This window comes from Serratia sp. BW106 (assembly GCF_002607755.1).
In the GTDB taxonomy this organism is placed as follows: domain Bacteria; phylum Pseudomonadota; class Gammaproteobacteria; order Enterobacterales; family Enterobacteriaceae; genus Serratia; species Serratia proteamaculans.
In genome coordinates this window covers 82,184-97,806 of the sequence record NZ_MCGS01000011.1, presented here as the reverse complement: position 1 = coordinate 97,806, position 15,623 = coordinate 82,184, and the positions used below count along the sequence as shown (strand labels likewise).

The following is a 15,623-nucleotide window of genomic DNA, read 5'->3' as shown; positions in this document are numbered from 1 at the left end:
GGCGTTGACCGCCCCGACTTGATTATGACGCGACCTGTTGGTGCACGCCATCCAGCAGATCGCGGCGGTGGGCCGGTTGGGTAAAGTACTGCTGGTCTTCCCAGCGCAACATGGTCAGATCGCCTCCCCAGCAACAGCCGGTATCGAGGCCAATAATGCCTGCCGGTGTGCCTTTGCCTTCCAGTGATGCCCAATGACCAAAGATAATGGTGTAATCGGCATCGACCAATCGTGGCAATTCAAACCAGGGTTTCAGCGGCGCAGGCGCGGTGCCTGGTGCATCTTTGCAAATCATGTCGAGCTGGCCGTTCGGGAAGCAGTAACGCATGCGCGTCAGGGCATTGGTGCTGAAACGCAGGCGTGCCAGGCCACTCAGTTCCGGACTCCAGTTGTTCGGCATATCGCCGTACATGGCGTCGAGGAACAGCGGGTAGCTGTCGCTGCTCAGTACCGCTTCCACTTCGCGGGCGCAGAGCTGTGCGGTTTCAATATCCCACTGCGGCGTAATGCCGGCATGTGCCATCACCAGTTTAAGTTGTTCATCTACCTGCAGTACCGGTTGGCGGCGCAGCCAGTTGATCAATTCATCGGCGTCCGGGGCCTCCAGCAGCGGGGTGATGCGGTCTTTGGGCTTGTTGCGGCTGATACCGGCGTAGACCGCCAGCAGATGCAGGTCGTGGTTGCCCAGCACCATACGTACCGCCGGACCCAATGAACGTACGTAGCGCAAGACGTCCAGCGAGCCGGGGCCGCGGGCGACCAGATCGCCGGTCAGCCACAGCTGGTCATGCTGAGGATCGAAAGCCACCTGGGCCAATAGCGATTTCAGTTCATCGAAACAGCCATGAACGTCGCCGATAAGGTATGTCGACATAATTAGTGGATCAGCGTTGGAATAGCTAAGCGGAACACCGGAATAGCGGTCTGGAATGGCTGACCCTGATGATCAACCATTTCGTAATGGCCTTCCATGGTACCCAGCGGCGTTTCAAGGATCGCACCGCTGGTATATTGGAATTCGCCGCCGGGCGGGATGAGTGGCTGTTCGCCGACGACACCTTCGCCCTGAACTTCAGTCTGACGGCCATTACTGTTGGTGATCAGCCAGTAACGGCCCAGCAGTTGCACATTGAAACGCCCCAGGTTGCGGATGGTGATGGTATAAGCGAAGACGTAACGTTCTTCCTCAGGTATCGACTGTGATTCCACATAGACACTTTGTACCTGAATACATACGCGGGGTGAATCAATCATGACCACTACTCCTTATTGCTGCGGCGTGGGATTGGCTGAAAGCCAGTTGGCCAGCTTACAGTATTGCGCCACAGAAATATTCTCTGCTCTCAGTATCGGATCGATACCCAACTCCGTCAGTTGCTCCGGGGTGAACAGGTCGCCCAGGCTGTTACGGACGGTCTTCCGGCGTTGGTTGAACGCCTGAGTGGTAATACGGCTCAGCATGCGCACGTCGCCCACCGGGTTCGGGTTCACCAGGTGTGGCACCAGACGCACCACGGCGGAATCCACTTTCGGCGCCGGGGTGAAGGAGGTCGGTGGCACTTCCAGCACCGGGATTACGTTGCAGTAGTACTGCGCCATCACGGTCAAACGCCCGTAGGCCTTGCTGTTCGGGCCGGCAACCAGGCGGTTAACCACTTCTTTCTGCAACATAAAGTGCATGTCGCGAATGGCCTGAGTATAGCTGAAAAGGTGGAACATCAGCGGCGTCGAAATGTTATACGGCAGGTTACCAAACACGCGCAGCGGTTGGCCAGCCTGCTCGGCCATTTCGGCAAAGTTCACCGTCATGGCATCTTGCTGGTGAATGGTCAGTTTGTCTTTCAGCTGCGGGTGGTTCGCCAGGCGGGCCGCCAAATCGCGGTCCAGCTCAATCACCGTCATGCGATCCATACGTGCGCCGACCGGCTCGGTCAGTGCGCCCAGGCCGGGGCCGATTTCAACTACCGCTTCGCCCGGCATCGGGTGAATGGCGGAGACAATGCTATCGATGACAAACTGATCGGTTAAAAAGTTCTGTCCAAAGCGTTTGCGGGCAAAGTGCCCTTGGTGGACTTTATTATTCATTACAATTAATTATCATTTTAATGGCGAGATTCAAGGCCGTTTTAAAACTGCCTGCATCGGCGGTGCCGGTGCCGGCCAGTTCCAAAGCGGTACCGTGGTCGACCGAGGTACGGATAAAAGGCAAACCGAGGGTAATATTTACCGCCCGGCCGAACCCTTGGTATTTTAGCACCGGTAGACCCTGATCGTGATACATCGCCAGCACCGCATCGGCATGTTGCAGATACTTGGGCTGGAACAGGGTGTCCGCCGGCAGTGGGCCGATCAGATGAATACCTTCAGCACGCAGCGCGTCGAGCGCCGGGATGATGGTATCTATCTCTTCATGCCCCATATGGCCACCTTCCCCGGCATGCGGGTTCAGGCCACAGACATAGATCTGCGGTTGAGCGAGGCCAAATTTGGTTTTCAGGTCATGGTCGAGAATGCGGATGACTTCATGCAGGCTTTGCTGGGTGATAGCGCCAGGCACCGCCAGTAAAGGCAGGTGGGTGGTCGCCAGCGCCACGCGCAGCTCTTCAGTCGCCAACATCATCACCACGCGATCGCAACCGCTGCGATCGGCAAAGAATTCGGTATGGCCAATGAACGGCACGCCGGCGTCGTTGATCACCGCCTTGTTCACCGGGCCGGTGATCAGCGCGGCGAATTCACCGTTCAGACAGCCGTCACAGGCGCGCGCCAGAGTTTCCACCACGTAGGCGCTGTTGCCCACGTTCAACTCGCCTGCCACCACCGGATGAGCAGTAGCGACCGGCAACACCGTCAGCGTACCGGCGCGCTGTGGCTGAGCAGGCTGCTGTGGCTGATAGGTGCGCAGTTGCAACGGCAGGTTTAACTGTCGGGCGCGTTCAAGCAACAAGGCCGGATCCGCGCACACCACCAGTTCAACAGGCCAATCCTGTTGCGCCAGCGCTGCCACTAAATCCGGCCCAACCCCGGCAGGCTCGCCGGGGGTGATTACGATGCGATTATTGTTGTGCATTACCGTCAAGGATCTTCACGTAAGCCTGAGCACGTTGTTCCTGCATCCAGGTTTGCGCTTCTTCAGCAAACTTGCGGTTGAACAGCATGCGGTAAGCGCGATCTTTCTGCGCTGCATCGGTTTTGTCGACCTGACGCGTATCCAGCAACTGAATCAGGTGCCAGCCGAAGGAAGAATGCACCGGTTGGCTGACTTCGCCTTTGCTCAGCTTCATCAACGCGTCGCGGAAGGCCGGATCGTAGATGTCTGGAGAAGCCCAGCCCAGATCGCCGCCCTGCAGTGCAGAACCCGGATCCTGAGAAAGCTGTTTGGCTTCGTCAGCAAACTTGGCGCGGCCGCTCTTGATTTCTTCGGCTACCGCTTGCAGCTTGGCGCGTGCTTGATCGTCGGTCAGCACCACAGAAGGTTTCAGCAGAATGTGACGAGCATGAACCTCGGTAACGGACACCGACTGGCTGGAGCCACGGATGTCATTCACTTTCAGGATGTGGAAGCCTACGCCGGAACGGATCGGCCCAACCACGTCGCCTTTTTTGGCGTTAACCAGTCTTTCGGCGAACAGGGTAGGGATTTCCTGCAGCTTGCCCCAGCCCATGTTGCCGCCTTTCAGCGCCTGGGAGTCAGCAGAGTAGGAGATCGCCAGCTTGCCGAAGTCGGCACCGCCGTTGATTTCGCCCATCAGTTTTTTAGCCAGGGCTTCCGCGTCGTCCACCTGTGCCTGCGACGGGTTTTCCGGCAGTGGGATCAGGATGTGGCTGATGTTCATTTCGGTATCGCTACCGTTCTGAGCGCCGACCTGAGTGGCCAGGGAGTCAACTTCCTGAGGCAGGATAGTGACGCGGCGGCGCACTTCATTGTTACGCACTTCCGTAATCAGCATTTCCTTGCGGATCTGCGAACGATAGGTGTTGTAGTTCAGGCCTTCATACGCCAGACGGCTGCGCATCTGATCGATGCTCATTTTGTTCTGTGCGGCGATGTTGCCGATGGCTTTGTCCAGATCGGCGTCAGAAACGTTGATGCCCATTTTCTTGGCCATCTGCAGCTGGATGTTATCCATAATCAGACGTTCAAGGATCTGGTGACGAAGCGTTTTGTCATCCGGCAATTGTTGGCCGGCCTGCTGCGCATTGAGCTTCACCGACTGCAACAGGGTGTTTACGTCGCTCTCAAGGACCACGCCGTTATCCACGACGGCGGCGACTTTATCCACTTCTTGGGGTGCTGCGAACGCGGTATTGGCACAAACCACCAATCCGAGAATAAGCGTTCTCCAGTTCTTCATACATTTCCCATTATGTAATCCGCAAATGCGGGTTAAAGTTCTCGTTTTCAAAGTGTTACAAAGCATCAAAATGCACGCTGGTAAGGCAGAATGCCGGAACGCAGCATTTCCGCGGAGCCCAGACTGTGATCGCTGCTCAGGCCACGCAGTTCGACGTTGAACGAAACTTTGTTGTCATAAACACTGGTATTGTTGCTGCCATTCCAGTCGGTGATCTTACGCTCATAGCCCAAGGTCACTGCCCAGCAGCACGTGTTGTACTTCACGCCGAGCAACTGATCGGCGGACTGTTTGGCACGGGTGTCGTAGTAATAAGCACCTACGACGGCCCAACGATCGGCGATTGGCCAACTGCCGGTGACACCCACCTGCGAAATACCGTCCTGATAGGCCGGAACCTGCGTGGTGTTCAGTGCCGTCTCAATATACTCCGGCGTGGCGTAACGGTAGTTCAACTGCAATACACGTTCAGAATCCTGACGGTATTCCAGTACGCCGTTGCCCAGCGAGACGCTATTCAGGCGCGTATCATACTGCAGGCCGCCGCGCAGGCCCCAACGATCGTCGATCTTCCAATAGGTGTCGCCGGCCCAGGCCAGGCTGCCGGTGTCATCATTGTTATCGTAACCTGTGGTTTGGTCACCGGTACGTGAACGGCTGAAGTAGTAGATTTGACCCACGGAAGCATTAAAACGTTCAACCAGCGCGTCATCATAAATTCGCGTGGTCAAACCGGTAGACACGCGGTTCTGTGAAGCGATGCGATCCAGGCCGCTGTAGGTACGGTCACGGAACAGGCCGGAGTAGTCGGTTTGCAGCAGTGTGGTGTCGTAGGTGTAGATATTGCTCTGATCGCGATACGGCACATACAGGTACTGCATGCGCGGCTCAAGGGTCTGGGTATAGCCTTCCGACCAATCCATTGGGCGATCGAACACCATTTTGCCGTCGACCTTGAACTGCGGCAAGACGCGGTTAACCGAGTCTTCAAGACCTGGCGCGTTGTTGCCGGTACGGGTCTTGTAGTTGGCGGCGAAACCGTCAGGAATATCCTGCTGATAGTGGGTCGCCAGCAGTTTGGCTTCGGTGTTCAGACTGCCCCAGCCGTTGGTCAGCGGCAGGCTCAGCGTCGGTTCCATATGCAGACGAGTGGCGTCCGGACTGTAAGGGTTGACGCTGATAAACTTGGCCGCCTGGCCGTAGATGCGGAAATCAAACGGGCCGAGATCGTCTTTATAGTAGTTCAGGTCCAGCTGTGGCTGAACTTTGTACGAGTCTGACCGGCTGCGATCGGTATCGTCGTAGATCTGGAACTGTTTGGAACTTAAGGTGGCGTCCCAGTTATCAATGGCATAGCCGAGGCTGAATTTCTGCGTGGCATAACCGTCGGTGGTGGAACCGTAGGTTGAGTCCAGATCGGTAAAGTATTTGGAATCACTGACCTTGGTGTAGTCGACGTTGAAGCGCCACACCTGGTCCATCACGCCATTGTGGTTCCAGTAGAATAACCAGCGTTTGCTGTCGTCAGGGTTATTCTTGCTGTATTCCTTGTCGTCCGGCAACCAGTCGAATTCCATCAGACCCAGGCCAGGCTGCACCAGATAGCGGAATTCGTTCTGCAACTGCAGGCCGCGTCGGGACATGTAGTGCGGCGTGATGGTGGCGTCGAAGTTCGGCGCAATGTTCCAGTAATACGGCAGCATAAATTCAAAGCCATTGCTGCTGCCATATTTTGCATTCGGGATCAGGAAACCGGAGCGACGTTTATCACCGACCGGCAATTGCAGGTACGGGCTGTAAAACACCGGCACACCGCCAATCTTAAAGCGGGCGTTCCAGATTTCCGCTACCTGTTCTTCACGGTCGTGGATCACTTCGGAACCGACCACGCTCCAGCTGTCGTCACCCGGCAAACAGGAGGTAAAGGTGCCGTTTTCCAGAATGGTGTAACGGTTGGCGCCGCGCATCTTCATCTTGTCGGCGTCGCCACGCCCCTGACGGCCTACCATTTGGTAGTCACCCTCATAGACGTCGGTATCTTTGTTGTTCAGGTTTGACCAAGCCTTCGGACCTTTCAGCTTGATCTGATTGTCGCTGTAGTGCACATCACCGGTAGCGGTCACGGTGCGCACCGGATCGGTCTGCCCCGGATTTTGCGTCTGGGTCAGTTCCACCTGCTTGGCGGTCAGAGTGCTGTTGCCTTGTTCAATATTTACGTTACCGGTGAACAGCGCGCTTTTCGGATAATCCGTGCGAGAGTCATCAGCGTTGATAGTGACAGGCAGGCTGTTGGGGTCGCCACTGACCAGCGGTTTGTCATAAACAGGAACGCCAAGCATACATTGCTCGGCCAGATCAGCCAGGGCATGCTGGCTGTAGAGTGCCGTCCAAATCAGTGTGGCCAGCAGTGTTGGGAAACTTTTTTTCATACGCGGTTTTGGTGTTCCGTCATCAGAGGCGTCATGTCCGGCAAACGGTCAGAGACTATATTACTCATCTGCGTTGCGCTAGTGTTAAATCCGGCCGTTTACTTGCGTCGTCGATAGGCGCAAAGATAAATGACAGGTATGATAATCCAAATCCTGAGAAAAATCGCCTTAACCCTCACCTAAGACGGGAGGGAGCAGTCGGCTTTCGGCATGATAATTGAGGAGTATATGCAGTATTGGGGAAAACTGCTCGGGGTCATCGTGGCCATTTGGGCTGGCGCGGGATTCTGGGGTGTAGTTTTGGGGCTGATTGTCGGTCATATGATCGACACTGCGCGCAGCAATAAGCGCAGCCGGGGCTTTTTCGCCGGCCAGCAAACGCGGCAAACGCTGTTTTTCCGCACCACTTTTCAGGTGATGGGTCACCTGACCAAATCAAAAGGACGCGTTACCGAGGCGGATATTCAGATCGCCAGCCTGTTTATGGATCGTTTGCAACTGCACGGGGAAGCCCGTACGGCAGCGCAGCAGGCTTTTCGTGAAGGTAAACAGAGCCAGTTTCCGCTGAGAGAAACGCTGCAGCAGTTCCGCAGCATTTGTTTCGGCCGTTTTGACCTGATTCGGATGTTTCTGGAAATTCAAATCCAGGCGGCATTTGCCGATGGCTCGCTGCACCCGAACGAGCGTCAGGTGCTGTATGTGATTGCTGAAGAGCTTGGCATTTCGCGTGCGCAGTTCGATCAGTTCCTCAGCATGATGGAAGGCGGGCGTCAGTTTGGCGGTGGTCAGCAGGGCGGTTATTCGCACGGCGGCTACCAGCAGGCGCAACGTGGGCCTACGCTGGAGGATGCCTGCAAAGTGCTGGGTGTCAGCAGCAGCGACGATGCCACCACCATCAAGCGTGCTTATCGCAAGCTGATGAGCGAGCACCATCCGGATAAGCTGGTGGCGAAAGGTTTGCCGCCGCAAATGATGGAAATGGCCAAGCAGAAAGCGCAGGAAATTCAGGCAGCGTACGACCTGATCAAGCGTGAGAAAGGTTTCAAATAATAGCGGGCTCTGAATGCCTGACAGGGGCCCAGCATGCTGGGCCCGTCTTTATAATGCCACTCAGAAATCCGGTTCGACGCGAAAGTGCATTGGCGTCTGGAATGCCGGGTGGGTAATTCGCAGTTCCTGTGCATGCAGCTGTAATCTGGGCGCCATGGCTTTGGCTTCTGGAGGGGCATAGAAACCGTCGCCGAGGATCGGGTGGCCCAACGCCAGCATATGCACGCGTAACTGATGTGAGCGGCCGGTAATCGGCATGAGTTTTACCCGCGTGCTGCCATCGGCATCGCGTGACAGCACCAGATATTCGGTTTGCGCCGCTTTGCCGGTCTCGAAACACACTTTCTGCAACGGCCGGTTCGGCCAGTCACAAATCAGTGGCAAATCTACCAAACCTTCGTCCTGCTCCAGATGGCCCCATACGCGGGCGATATAAGACTTCTTCGGCTCACGCTCGCGGAACTGGCGCTTAAGCTCGCGCTCGGCAGGCTTGTTCAGCGCCACTACAATCACGCCGCTGGTTGCCATATCCAGGCGATGTACCGATTCTGCCGCCGGAAAGTCCGCCTGAATGCGTGTCATCAGGCTGTCTTTGTTTTCCGGCGCACGGCCAGGTACCGACAGCAGGCCGCTCGGTTTGTTGACCACGATAATGTGCTCATCCTGATACAGAATATGCATCGGGCCCTGCGGGGGATTGTAAGGTTCCATCTTGTTGACTCCGCTGAAAGTGACGGTACGGGGAACCGCAGTTCCCCGTCGCACAAATTACTGGTGAGTCACGACCACCAGACGGATCGCATCCAGACGCCATCCCGCTTCATTCAGGTTAACCAGCACCTGCTTGCGGTTGAACTCCAGCGTTTCGACTTCGTCATCACGGATGTTCGGGTTGACTGCCTTCAGGGCTTCCAGACGCGCCAATTCGGTGCTCAGCTTGTCATCCGCTTCCTGTTTAGCCAGTTCAATCAGCGCACGGGCCTGCTCTTCAACCAGGCTTTCCGCCTGTTGCAGCATGGCATGCACATCCTGCTGCACCGCGTTGACCAGCTTGCTGGAGGTGTGGCGATTAACCGCGTTCAACTGGCGGTTGAAGCTTTCGAATTCAACCTGTGCCGCCAGATTGGTGCCTTTGCGGTCCATCAGCATGCGGATTGGTGTCGGGGGCAGGAAGCGGGTCAGTTGCAGGTGCTTCGGCGCCTGTGCCTCAACCACGTACACCAGTTCGACCAGCAGGGTACCGACCGGCAGCGCCTTGTTTTTCAACAGGGAGACCGCACAGCTGCCGGTATCGCCGGACAGGATCAGATCCAGACCGTTGCGGATAATCGGGTGCTCCCAACTGACGAACTGCGCATCTTCACGCGACAGGGCCTGTTCGCGATCGAAGGTGACGGTGCAGCCGTCCTGCGGCAGGCCCGGGAAGTCCGGCACCAGCATATGGTCGGACGGCGTAAGGACAATCAGGTTGTCGCTGCGATCGTCCTGGTTGATACCGACGATATCGAACAGGTTAAGCGCAAAGCCCACCAGATTGACGTCGTTGTCCTGATTGGCGATGGCTTCTGCCAGTGCTTGCGCTTTCTCACCGCCGTTGGAGTGCATTTCCAGCAGGCGGTCACGGCCCTGCTCCAGTTGCACTTTCAGGTGGTCGTGCTGCTGACGGCAGGCATGAATGAATTCATCCAGCCCTTCCTGCTCGGTCGGCGACGCCAGGAAACCGATCAGTTGCTCGTAGCCGCTGTCATAAATGGTGCGGCCGGTCGGGCAGGTATGCTCGAAGGCATCCAGCCCTTCGTGGAACCAACGGCCCAGTACCGCCTGAGCGGTGTTTTCCAGGTAAGGCACCATGATTTGAATGTCATGCATCTGGCCGATACGGTCCAGACGGCCGATACGCTGTTCCAGCAGATCCGGGTTGAACGGCAGATCGAACATCACCAGGTGGCTGGCGAACTGGAAGTTACGGCCTTCAGAACCGATTTCCGAGCACAGCAACACCTGAGCGCCGTCTTCTTCTGAGGCGAAGTAGGCGGCGGCACGGTCGCGTTCGATAATTGACAAGCCTTCGTGGAATACGGCAGCGCGGATCGCTTCACGTTCACGCAGCACCTGCTCCAGTTGCAGCGCGGTGGCGGCGTGGGCGCAGATCACCAGTACTTTCTCGTGACGGTTGGCCACCAGGTAATTCAGCAGCCACTCAACGCGTGGATCGAAGTTCCACCAGGTGGCGTTTTCGCCCTCGAACTCCTGATAAATTTGCTCCGGGTACAGCATGTCGCGCGCGCGGGCATCGACGGTTTTCTTCGCGCCCATGATGCCGGACACTTTAATCGCGGTCTGATACTGGCTCGGCAGCGGCAGCTTGATCTGGTGCAGGTTACGGTGTGGGAAGCCTTTGACGCCGTTACGGGTGTTACGGAACAGCACGCGGCTGGTGCCGTGGCGGTCCATCAGCATGGTGACCAGTTCCTGACGCGCCTGCTCACTGTTGTCGCTGTCGCTGTTGGCCGCTTTCAGCAGCGGTTCGATGTCCTGCTCGTCAATCAGTTCACCCAACAGGTTCAGCTTGTCATCGGTCAGACGTTCGCCGCTCAGCAGCAGGGTGACGGCGTCGGCCACCGGGCGATATTTCTGCTGTTCGGCGACAAAGTCGTGATAGTCGTGGAAACGGTTCGGATCCAGCAGACGCAGACGGGCGAAGTGGCTCTGCTGGCCAAGCTGTTCCGGGGTTGCGGTCAGCAGCAACACGCCGGGAATGTGCTCAGCCAGTTGCTCAATCACCTGATACTCGCGACTTGGCGCGTCTTCGCTCCAGGCCAGGTGGTGAGCTTCATCGACCACCAGCAGGTCCCACTGGGCGTCGGCCAGCTCTTCCAGACGCTGCTTGTTGCGGCGCACGAAGTCCAGCGAGCAGATCACCAGTTGTTCGGTTTCAAACGGGTTGCTGCTGTCGAGTTTGGCCTCTGAGTAACGGCTGTCGTCGAACAGTGAGAAATACAGGTTGAAGCGGCGCATCATTTCGACCAGCCACTGGTGCTGCAGGGTTTCCGGCACCACGATCAGTACGCGCTCGGCGCGGCCTGCCAGCAATTGCTGGTGAATGATCATCCCGGCTTCGATGGTTTTACCCAGGCCGACTTCATCCGCCAACAGCACGCGCGGTGCGTGACGCTGACCGACTTCATAGGCGATATGCAACTGGTGCGGGATCAGGCTGGCGCGCATGCCGCGCAGGCCGGCAAACGGCAGACGATACTGCTCGCTCTGGTATTTACGCGCACGGAAGCGCAGGGCGAAGCGGTCCATACGGTCGATCTGGCCGGCAAACAGACGGTCCTGCGGCTTGCTGAAGGTCAGCTTGCTGTCCAGCAGCACTTCGCGCATTGCCACACCGCTCTCCTGGGTATCCAGGCGGGTGCCGATATAGGTCAGCAGGCCGTTATCCTCTTTGACCTCTTCCACCTGCAGCTCCCAGCCTTCGTGGTTGCTGATGGTGTCGCCCGGGTTGAACATCACGCGGGTGATTGGCGAGTCATTTCTGGCATAGAGGCGGTTTTCGCCGGTTGCGGGGAAAAGCAGGGTAATCATGCGCGTATCCAGCGCCACGACGGTACCCAGTCCTAATTCGCTTTCCGTGTCGCTGATCCAGCGTTGACCAAGTGTAAAAGGCATATATTGTCGGCTCGATTCTTTAAGTAAGTCTTGTTACCGGGCGAGAAGGCCGCGGCACCCGTATCAAACGTCTGCTAATCCCGATTTATTTTAATATGGCGGGCAATAGCTATTCATCCCATGCATACATCATCGATGGCATGGGTGGAGTGTGGTCCAGAATTTGGGAAGGGCGCTATGGTAATGGAAGGCGGCGCGTTCGTCACCTGCAAAACCCGATGATTTTTCTTAACCCTTCGCCAACGCCCGCAGGGCGGGCGGGATGTTAAAACAGGCCCATCTGTCCGGTCACCAGAGTGGTAAAATCGTCATGTAAAAATGGCAGTATGGCGTCAGCCACCGGTTCCAACTGGCGCTCGAGATAATGGGGGTAATCAATTGCCGACTGCTGGGTTTCCAGCGGCTCTGGCCCGGCCATGGTCATCACATAGCTGATCCAGCCGCCGTTCTGGTATTGCAGCGGTCGCCCCTGCTGACGATTATAGTCGTCAGCGATGCGGGCTGCGCGAACATGTGGCGGGACGTTACGTTGATATTCGTCCAGCTTTCTGCGCAGCCGCTTGCGGTAGACCAGCCGATCGTCGAAGTCGCCGTTAAGCGTTTGGCTAACGTATTCACGCACAAAATCCTGATACGGCTGCCGCTTGAAAATACGTTGGTAAAGCAGCTGTTGGAACTGCTGTGCCAGCGGTGTCCAGTCGGTACGCACCGTTTCCAGCCCTTTGTACACCATCTCTTCGCTGCCGTCCGGTTTGGCGATCAGCCCGGCATAGCGTTTTTTACTGCCCTGTTCGGCACCGCGAATGGTGGGCATCAGGAAGCGCGAATAATGGGTTTCGAACTCCAGCTCCAGCGCATTTTCCAGCCCGTACTGTTGCTGTAAATGTTGTTGCCACCATTGGTTCACCTGTTGCACCAGGGTCCGGCCTATTTGCGCCGCCTGTTGCTCGTCATGCGGCTGCTTGAGCCACACGAAGGTGGAATCGGTATCCCCGTAGATCACCTGATAACCCTGAGCCTCGATCAGCTCGCGCGTCTGGCGCATGATCTCATGGCCACGCAGGGTGATCGACGAGGCCAACCGCGGATCGAAAAAGCGGCAGCCGCTCGATCCCAGTACGCCGTACAGCGCGTTCATAATGATCTTTAATGCCTGGGACAAGGCTTTGTTCTGTTGACGCTTGGCTGCCTCACGCCCCTGCCAGATCTGTTCGACGATCGCCGGTAGACAGTGTTTGCTGCGCGAGAAGCGTGCATGGCGGAAACCGGGTACCGAATCGGCATCGCCGGGGTGCTGCATGCCTTCCACCAACCCGACGGGGTCGATCAGGAAGGTGCGGATGATCGACGGGTACAGGCTCTTGTAATCCAGCACCAGCACCGAGTCATACAGGCCGGGCTGTGAATCCATCACAAAGCCACCAGGGCTGTGTTCTTCCGGTTGCTCGCCGAGGTTGGGGGCAACAAAGCCCAGCCGGTGCATGCGCGGCATATACAGATTGCTGAACGCGGCCACCGAACCGCCGCTGCGGTCGGCGGCCAGTCCGGTCACCGTGGCGCGCTCCAGCAGGAAGGTCAGCAGATCGGTCTTGGCGAAGACTCGCGTCACCAGTTCGCAGTCCTTCAGGTTGTAGCGTGCCAGCGCCGGTTTGTCTTCGGCAAAGCGCCGGTCGATTTCCGCCATTCGCTGGTAAGGATTGTCGATCGACTTGCCTTCTCCCAGCAGTGTCTGCGACACATGCTCGAGGCTGAAGGAAGGGAAGTTCCAGGTGGCGGACTTCAGTGCCTCGATGCCGTCAATAATCAGCCGCCCGGCGGCGGAGGCAAAAAAATGATTCTGCTTGAAACCGTGTTCACGCCACTCCAGCAGGTTGCCGCCACGACCAAATCGTAACGGGATTTGGTAACGCTCTGCGTGTTTTTGCAGGACCCGTAAATCGAACTGCACCAGATTCCAGCCAATGATGGCGTCGGGATCGTGTTGTTCCAGCCACTGATTCAGCCTTTCCAACATTTGTGGGCGGCTGACACAGTACTCCAGGTCAAAATCCAGCGCCTCATTGCCACCGTTAGCCGGCCCGAGCATGTACACCTGACGCTGACCGCAGCCTTCCAGCGCGATCGAGTAGAGCTCGCCATGGGCGGTGGTTTCAATGTCCAGCGAGACCAGTTTCAACGTGGGGCGATATTCCGGGGCCGGCTTCATCTGGCCGTTGATCAGCGGGCCATTGCCGTTGGCCTGGCCGCTGAACCACACCGGTGCGGTGATAAAGCGTTCCATCAGGTAGCGTTCCGGCGGACGGATATCGGCCTCGTAGAGATTGACGCCGCCGTCTTTCAGCAGCCTTTCCAGTTTGATCAACTGACGGTGCTGACGGCAATAGAGCCCCAATACCGGGCGATGATGAAAATCGGTCAATGGCAGCGGTTTTAGCTCCCATTGGCGTTCTTCACGCAGCAATTGCTCAGCGCGTTGGCGCTGTTCGGCTGGGATAAAGGCGACTGAGGTCTGCGGCGACAGGCGAAGTTGCTGCGGGCCGTGATCGGTCGCCAACCAAAACTCCACCTCGGTGCCGGCGGGCGTATCACGCCAGTGGCGGGTGAGCAAGAAACCCTGTTGGAGTGACATCACGCTGTTCCTGACAAGCTAAGCTAAAGGGGGGAATAGATAAGTTATAGTATGGGTTTTTATACAGTAATTGTCCATTACCGCACAGTTCTGCCAAAAACGCATACAATTCACCGGTTGACTCGTTTCCGGCGGCACCTGACAATCCCACGCCCACGCGCTTTGGATAACCAACAGAGGTTTAATGGAAGCCTATTTACAGCATTTGATCACCCAGTCTTTGGCTTTCACTCTGATGGTCGTCATGTTTGTCGCGTTTTTGGAGTCGCTGGCGCTGGTCGGGCTGCTGTTGCCCGGTACGGTGATGATGGCCAGCATCGGTGCGCTGATCGGCAGTGGTCAGGTGGACTTCTATTATGCCTGGGCTGCCGGGATCGTCGGTTGCCTGCTGGGGGACTGGATCTCTTATTTTATCGGCCGCGCCTTCAAAGGGCCGTTGCACCGCTGGTCATTCCTGAAAAAGAACAAGGCGATGCTCGACAAGACCGAACATGCGCTGCATCAACACAGTATGGCGACCGTTCTGATTGGCCGCTTTGTCGGCCCGACCCGCCCGCTGGTACCGATGGTGGCGGGGATGCTGGACTTACCGCCGTACAAATTCGCACTGCCAAACATTATCGGCTGTATCACCTGGCCGCCGGTCTACTTCTTCCCGGGGATTCTGGCCGGGGTGGCGATCGACATTCCCGCCAGCGCCAACAGCGCTTTATTCAAATGGCTGCTGTTTGCGGTGGTGGTGTTGATCTGGCTGGCCGCCTGGCTGAGCTGGCGCTGGTGGCGTGAAGGCAAGCGCAGCGCCGATCGACTAAGCAACTGGCTGTCACCGGTACGGCTGCGGATGGCCTGCGTACTGAGCTGGATCCTCGCGCTCACCACCTTTTATTATCTGCACCAGCAGCCGTTGATGCCGGTTTACCGGCATTTGCTGTGGAAGGTGCTGGCCGGGCAGTAACCAGGGGGTTATTCGCCTCAGATTGTGACAAAGCCCGTTATTAGGGAGAGCGTGCCGAAGGGGTCGTAGCGGCTTGTCCGCCGACCAATTTTCCGGGAGCAAATTGGAACGACTTCCAGTCGGCCCGTAGGGTGGGACACATGGACGTGTCCCATAATGGCCCTCGGTGCGCTAGGCCCGGGNNTTCAAAGACAACTTTGTCATCAAACTCGGGGGCGTAATGCCCCTCGGTGCATTACTGGAAGAAAGCCTCTAACTGTTCGAACACCCGCACGTCTTCGCTGTGGCGTTTTACCTGCAGCACATCTTCGAGTTTTTCCACCTGGCTGATCATCTGCATCAGCCGCTGGTCGTCCGCCACCAATAGCCAGATACGGCTCTGCTTGCCGTCTTTCAGCGGCAGACACAGAATGCCCTCTACGTTGAAGGCGCGGCGGGCAAACAGGCCGCACACGTGCGACATCACGCCGGGATGGTTACGTACCGTCAGCTCCAGGATCACCTGTGGGTTATTGTGTTGTTCTGACATG

The 15,623-nt window shown here is 57.1% G+C and carries 12 protein-coding genes; 2 read left to right on the top strand and 10 right to left on the bottom strand.

Features of this window, described 5'->3' with window-relative positions:
• Positions 1 to 22 precede the first annotated feature (22 nt).
• The 6 genes from apaH to lptD all read right to left on the bottom strand — a co-directional run bounded on the left by apaH (position 23) and on the right by lptD (position 6,784).
• Positions 23 to 874, bottom strand: a complete 852-nt coding sequence (apaH, locus tag BEI65_RS09480) for a bis(5'-nucleosyl)-tetraphosphatase (symmetrical) ApaH (RefSeq protein ID WP_099063106.1) — start codon at positions 872 to 874, stop codon at positions 23 to 25.
• Between the two features lie 2 nt (positions 875 to 876).
• Positions 877 to 1,254 carry a Co2+/Mg2+ efflux protein ApaG gene (gene apaG / locus BEI65_RS09475; RefSeq protein ID WP_012005174.1) on the bottom strand — a complete coding sequence of 126 codons (378 nt, stop codon included), beginning with the start codon at positions 1,252 to 1,254 and terminating at the stop codon, positions 877 to 879.
• A gap of 12 nt (positions 1,255 to 1,266) precedes the next feature.
• Positions 1,267 to 2,085: a 16S rRNA (adenine(1518)-N(6)/adenine(1519)-N(6))-dimethyltransferase RsmA gene (gene rsmA / locus BEI65_RS09470; RefSeq protein WP_085120197.1), complete on the bottom strand. Its 819-nt coding sequence runs from the start codon at positions 2,083 to 2,085 to the stop codon at positions 1,267 to 1,269.
• Positions 2,078 to 3,070 carry a 4-hydroxythreonine-4-phosphate dehydrogenase PdxA gene (pdxA, locus tag BEI65_RS09465; protein WP_099063105.1) on the bottom strand — a complete coding sequence of 331 codons (993 nt, stop codon included), beginning with the start codon at positions 3,068 to 3,070 and terminating at the stop codon, positions 2,078 to 2,080. The genes rsmA and pdxA overlap by 8 nt, the downstream gene beginning before the upstream one ends.
• Positions 3,057 to 4,355, bottom strand: a complete 1,299-nt coding sequence (gene surA / locus BEI65_RS09460; RefSeq protein ID WP_099063104.1) for a peptidylprolyl isomerase SurA — start codon at positions 4,353 to 4,355, stop codon at positions 3,057 to 3,059. Before surA ends, pdxA begins: the two co-directional genes overlap by 14 nt.
• 65 nt (positions 4,356 to 4,420) lie before the next feature.
• Positions 4,421 to 6,784 (bottom strand): LPS assembly protein LptD, encoded by a 2,364-nt coding sequence (lptD, locus tag BEI65_RS09455; protein ID WP_099063103.1) that lies wholly within the window; start codon positions 6,782 to 6,784, stop codon positions 4,421 to 4,423.
• A gap of 228 nt (positions 6,785 to 7,012) precedes the next feature.
• Between lptD and djlA the strand changes: the two genes are divergently transcribed.
• A complete protein-coding gene (gene djlA / locus BEI65_RS09450; protein WP_085120201.1) occupies positions 7,013 to 7,834 on the top strand; it encodes a co-chaperone DjlA in 822 nt (273 codons plus the stop codon).
• A gap of 60 nt (positions 7,835 to 7,894) precedes the next feature.
• Here djlA and rluA read toward each other — a convergent pair whose 3' ends face one another.
• From rluA to BEI65_RS09435, 3 genes are all read right to left on the bottom strand, one after another.
• Entirely contained in the window at positions 7,895 to 8,545 is a 651-nt protein-coding gene (rluA, locus tag BEI65_RS09445; RefSeq protein ID WP_099063102.1) for a bifunctional tRNA pseudouridine(32) synthase/23S rRNA pseudouridine(746) synthase RluA, read from the bottom strand.
• Positions 8,546 to 8,602: 57 nt separating this feature from the next.
• Positions 8,603 to 11,509, bottom strand: a complete 2,907-nt coding sequence (gene rapA / locus BEI65_RS09440) for an RNA polymerase-associated protein RapA (protein ID WP_099063101.1) — start codon at positions 11,507 to 11,509, stop codon at positions 8,603 to 8,605.
• 265 nt (positions 11,510 to 11,774) lie between these two features.
• Entirely contained in the window at positions 11,775 to 14,138 is a 2,364-nt protein-coding gene (locus BEI65_RS09435; RefSeq protein WP_198404424.1) for a DNA polymerase II, read from the bottom strand.
• Between the two features lie 184 nt (positions 14,139 to 14,322).
• Here BEI65_RS09435 and BEI65_RS09430 point away from each other — a divergent pair, with 184 nt between their 5' ends.
• On the top strand, positions 14,323 to 15,093 hold the full coding sequence (locus tag BEI65_RS09430; protein ID WP_099063099.1) for a DedA family protein: 771 nt from the start codon (positions 14,323 to 14,325) through the stop codon (positions 15,091 to 15,093).
• Between the two features lie 235 nt (positions 15,094 to 15,328).
• Here the strand turns inward: BEI65_RS09430 and ilvN are convergent, their stop codons facing one another.
• Positions 15,329 to 15,622 carry an acetolactate synthase small subunit gene (ilvN, locus tag BEI65_RS09425; protein WP_099063098.1) on the bottom strand — a complete coding sequence of 98 codons (294 nt, stop codon included), beginning with the start codon at positions 15,620 to 15,622 and terminating at the stop codon, positions 15,329 to 15,331.
• Position 15,623 lies beyond the last annotated feature (1 nt).

Excerpts from the sequence above, each read along its gene's own strand:
- apaH (WP_099063106.1), bottom strand. The coding sequence starts at position 874 with ATGTCGACATACCTTATCGGCGACGTTCATGGCTGTTTCGATGAACTG.
- apaG (WP_012005174.1), bottom strand. The coding sequence starts at position 1,254 with ATGATTGATTCACCCCGCGTATGTATTCAGGTACAAAGTGTCTATGTG.
- rsmA (WP_085120197.1), bottom strand. The coding sequence starts at position 2,085 with ATGAATAATAAAGTCCACCAAGGGCACTTTGCCCGCAAACGCTTTGGA.
- pdxA (WP_099063105.1), bottom strand. The coding sequence starts at position 3,070 with ATGCACAACAATAATCGCATCGTAATCACCCCCGGCGAGCCTGCCGGG.
- surA (WP_099063104.1), bottom strand. The coding sequence starts at position 4,355 with ATGAAGAACTGGAGAACGCTTATTCTCGGATTGGTGGTTTGTGCCAAT.
- lptD (WP_099063103.1), bottom strand. The coding sequence starts at position 6,784 with ATGAAAAAAAGTTTCCCAACACTGCTGGCCACACTGATTTGGACGGCA.
- djlA (WP_085120201.1), top strand. The coding sequence starts at position 7,013 with ATGCAGTATTGGGGAAAACTGCTCGGGGTCATCGTGGCCATTTGGGCT.
- rluA (WP_099063102.1), bottom strand. The coding sequence starts at position 8,545 with ATGGAACCTTACAATCCCCCGCAGGGCCCGATGCATATTCTGTATCAG.
- rapA (WP_099063101.1), bottom strand. The coding sequence starts at position 11,509 with ATGCCTTTTACACTTGGTCAACGCTGGATCAGCGACACGGAAAGCGAA.
- BEI65_RS09435 (WP_198404424.1), bottom strand. The coding sequence starts at position 14,138 with ATGTCACTCCAACAGGGTTTCTTGCTCACCCGCCACTGGCGTGATACG.
- BEI65_RS09430 (WP_099063099.1), top strand. The coding sequence starts at position 14,323 with ATGGAAGCCTATTTACAGCATTTGATCACCCAGTCTTTGGCTTTCACT.
- ilvN (WP_099063098.1), bottom strand. The coding sequence starts at position 15,622 with ATGTCAGAACAACACAATAACCCACAGGTGATCCTGGAGCTGACGGTA.